The sequence below is a fragment of the Candidatus Eisenbacteria bacterium genome (assembly GCA_018831195.1).
Taxonomy (GTDB): Bacteria; Eisenbacteria; RBG-16-71-46; order CAIMUX01; family JAHJDP01; genus JAHJDP01.
The window spans coordinates 1-3839 of the sequence record JAHJDP010000070.1 but is presented as its reverse complement, the minus strand read 5'-3'; the positions used below and the strand labels follow the sequence as shown (position 1 = coordinate 3839).

The window sequence follows — 3839 nt, the reverse complement described above, 5'->3', positions numbered from 1 at the left end:
TGTAAATTGCTTAAGCCATCGGCTCAGAGTCCGTTCATCCGGAAGATGATCGAGACCACAGAATCGGCGCACCAGCGGATCACGATCCAGAAAACGTACGTGCCGAAGTCGCCGGCCTCCAGTCCACAACAGGGCCAGAAAGACCCGGACCATGGACGGCAAGGGATAGTCTCCCTTTAAGTCGATGTCTCGAAAGGCATCACGGAGTTTAGTATTGAATAGTTTCTCTTGGAGAAAACTCCCGAGAATTTCTAGACCGGCATGGGAGGTCAGCTTTTCATCCCCGAACTCAACCCGGAGATTCCTATTGACACGACGGGTCAAAGTGCGTTTTCTTCGTCTCATTGGAAATGGGTTTTCCTTTCTCGGTTGAACGCTAATGTCTACAACCGAAAAAACATATGGGAAGCCCATTTTCAACTTTTTTCTCTCATTTCAACTCATATTTTTTGCCGGATTAGGGTTAGCTCTTGACTACCATCCTAGGCACAGATAAGATGGCCTCGGTGAACTGAAAAGTAGATTCCAAATGTTGTGCATCTGAGATCCTTTGCAGCTAATACAATACAGTGTTTTACATCCAATTGTTCTTGGGGATATGACTTGTTCTGTATTGAGAGGAACTAGTCTACAGCAGCCTGGCTATCTAAAATTGGCTGCTGGTGTCATCTCCAGCGAATCCGAAATTGAAGGAGGAAGATATGCGGTCCATAGTGATGTTAATGATCCTGGGAGTGTTAGCGGTGACCGGTGCCGCCCAGGCAATCCCGTACTGCCACCAAGTCGATCTCGGTACTTTCTGCATAGGGGGAGAGGGCTGTACGACCCATAGGATTGAGTTTGGTAGCTGTATAGATGAAATTAAGTTGTTTCGATGTGTATGGTATGGTGGCTGTACTCCTTTCGAAGGCAACTGGCAGCCATGCGACTGCAGCTCCACTGGTAATCCCGGAAATGGCTGTGACTGTTTGCTCGGAGGTACGCCCATCAGAATGGCTGATGGAAGCACAAAGCCCGTAGAGCAAATTCAAGTTGGTGATCGTGTACTTGCGTACGATGAACCCACGGCCAGAATGAGCATGTCTGAGGTCACATCCATCCACAAGCCCTACGTTGTTACCCATTACTTTATCATTAACGAAGAACTTAGTGCTACAGAGAACCACCCTGTATTGAGCGGGGGCAAGTGGGTCAATGTGAGCAATCTTAGTGTTGGTGATGTATTGACCAGTCCGGATGGCTGGGATATGGAGATTTTCGCTCTGAGGAAGATCGAAGAAGAGGTGAAAGTGTATAACTTCCAGGTTAAAGCAGGAACATATGTTGCTAATGATATCATTGTTCACAACAAAGAGGACTGTGAAGCGTACGCGCAGTATTATCCATATTAGTAGGGTGTGGCTGAGAGAATGGAGAGGACTCCCGAGGTTTGAATTGCCTATTAATTACTTCTTCCAACAGGGAGTCTCTCTCCTGACTCACAATCCGGGAGCCGGTGCAAAGTGCTTGTCAGAGAAAGGAACCTATGACAGCGTCGTCTTGATTCGGCCTTGGGGAGACTAATAATGAAGATCCGGTATTTGCTATATGTGTTTCTGATCCTGTTCTTAGGGTGCTCGGATGATAAAAGCACCACGCCAACACCTTCCGATACCACTCCACCAGCGGCTGTGCAGGACCTAGCTACAGCGCCATCGATTGAGGATCAAGTTACTCTATATTGGACTGCTCCAGGTGATGATGGTTCCAGTGGACAGGCTGCAGCGTACGAGATCCGCTACATGACGACTCCCATCACCGAAGCTCTCTGGGACTCCGCGACAATTGCACCTTCACCTCCTGAGCCAGCGATATCTGGCCAGTTTCAGCACGTTGAAATCTCTGGATTTGATTGGGGCGAGTGGTTTTTTGCTTTGAAAACGGCCGACGAGGTTCCCAACTGGTCGGAGCTATCAAATATCGCGAGTGCGACAATTGGAGATACAACCGCCCCCGGAGCTATCAGCGATCTGTTTGTATCCTCGTTTGATGAATCCAGCGTGAGTCTGTCCTGGACTGCCTCGGGTGATGATGATTATTCAGGAAGAGCCGCAGGATATGATCTCCGGTACGCTTTAACGACGATCACGGATGAGAGCTGGGAAGCAGCAACACAGGTACAATCTGTACCGGCACCGGATTCATCAGGTGTTGATGAAGCATTCACAGTTACAAATCTGGACGCCGGGCAGGAGCACTTCTTTGCGATCAAGTCTCTTGATGATAGATCCAACGAATCTGATCTCTCAAATGTAGTGAGTGCCACACCGATTCTGGACGAAATCCCTCCAGAGCAGGTGAGTGACCTTGAAGTAACTTCGGCGAATGGCCACAACGCGATCTTGACGTGGACAGCCCCTGGCAACAATGGTTCTGAAGGAATAGCGGCTGAGTATGACCTGAGGTATTCGCTCGCTGAGATTACAGATGAATCCTGGGCCGAGGCGATCCAGGTTCAAGATGTACCTGCGCCTGAAACTCCGGGGAGCGAGGAGTCTTTTACAATAGGCGACCTGGAGCTTGAGACCACTTACTTCTTCGCTCTCAAAACAGTCGATGGTGCACCCAACTGGTCCGAGCTGTCGAATGTTGTGAGTGCGACGACGGTAGCCAATGTGCAGTTGACGTTTAGCTCCCGAACAGGCTGGGCGGCTAGTCCGGCCTGGTCTCCGGATGGCGATAAACTTGTGTACGTGACTGATCACGGTACCAATAGAACACGGCAGCTGTCCATGATATCTGCGACAGGGGGGCAATCTGTTCGACTAACCGATGATCCATTGAGATCATCCCATAGCCCATCCTGGGCACCAGGCGGGAATCAACTTACCTTCATAACTTATGGATCAGATCTTACTAATGCGATCTGGATCATGGACCCAGTCTTTGGATCGGACTATTCATTATTGGTGAGCCATGGAGAGGACAACAATATACAAAGCTATTCTTTTTCCGCTGATGGTAGCCAAATAGTCTACTCAGTTCAAGTTTCTTTTTCTCCTGATTATCTCAAGGAAACATACATTATTCCGTTCTCTGGAGGTTCACCAGAATTACTTCTTTCCGACGACTGGCCTACTTATGGAGTCTCATGGTCTCCGGTGGGAGATCAGATTGTCTTCGGGGCTGATTATGATATATGGGTGATATCCGCAAATGGAGGCACTCCTCTTCAACTCACAACGGATCCTGCTCGCGACATGTTTCCGGCTTGGTCACCTGATGGGAGTCAAATCGTTTTCTCATCCAATCGATCTGAGAACTGGGACATATGGGTCATGTCTGCCACTGGAGAGAATTTGAGTCAACTGACCTTCAATCTAGCAGATCAATCATACCCGTCATGGTCTCCTGATGGTCGCGCGATCAGCTACAGCAGCACTAGCAGTGAAGGCATATCCGACATCTGGGTCCTTTATTTGGAATAGCGGTGGCTGCCCCTTCTTTTTATTCAGTCCGCATTGAGGGACTTGCGGTTGCGGGATCTGATCCAGAAAGGCCAGACAAAAGATGAATCGTTGGTGAGTGGTTAACGGACAACAATTGAGATCAAATATCCTCAAAAACAGAGAACGGTTCGTAAAGGGTTGCACCCGGGGAGCCGCGACGAGCCGCCTCGAAATGGGGTGGCTCTTTTGGTTGACGCAGGCCCCGGTGGCTGTAAGCGGTCATTTCACGGAGCCTTCCACCCTCTAAGCCAATGGATTATAAAATAGCTATCCCAGCAAAATGCTGGATTTTATATCCATTCAAGCTTGGAGGATCAAATGCAACAGTATTCAAATGGCAAGATTCGACGT

Annotated in this window: 3 protein-coding genes; 2 read left to right on the top strand and 1 reads right to left on the bottom strand. The window is 48.9% G+C overall.

The features are described from left to right. Positions 1 to 345, bottom strand: a 345-nt coding sequence (locus tag KJ970_12010; GenBank protein MBU2691641.1) for a transposase, incomplete at its 3' end; no start/stop codon positions are given. Between the two features lie 356 nt (positions 346 to 701). Here KJ970_12010 and KJ970_12005 point away from each other — a divergent pair. Continuing rightward, positions 702 to 1391 (top strand): hypothetical protein, encoded by a 690-nt coding sequence (locus tag KJ970_12005; GenBank protein MBU2691640.1) that lies wholly within the window; start codon positions 702 to 704, stop codon positions 1389 to 1391. A gap of 174 nt (positions 1392 to 1565) precedes the next feature. Then, positions 1566 to 3467: a DPP IV N-terminal domain-containing protein gene (locus KJ970_12000; GenBank protein MBU2691639.1), complete on the top strand. Its 1902-nt coding sequence runs from the start codon at positions 1566 to 1568 to the stop codon at positions 3465 to 3467. Positions 3468 to 3839: the final 372 nt, after the last annotated feature.

Coding starts and splice junctions, on each gene's coding strand:
- KJ970_12000 (MBU2691639.1), top strand. CDS start 1,566: ATGAAGATCCGGTATTTGCTATATGTGTTTCTGATCCTGTTCTTAGGG.
- KJ970_12005 (MBU2691640.1), top strand. CDS start 702: ATGCGGTCCATAGTGATGTTAATGATCCTGGGAGTGTTAGCGGTGACC.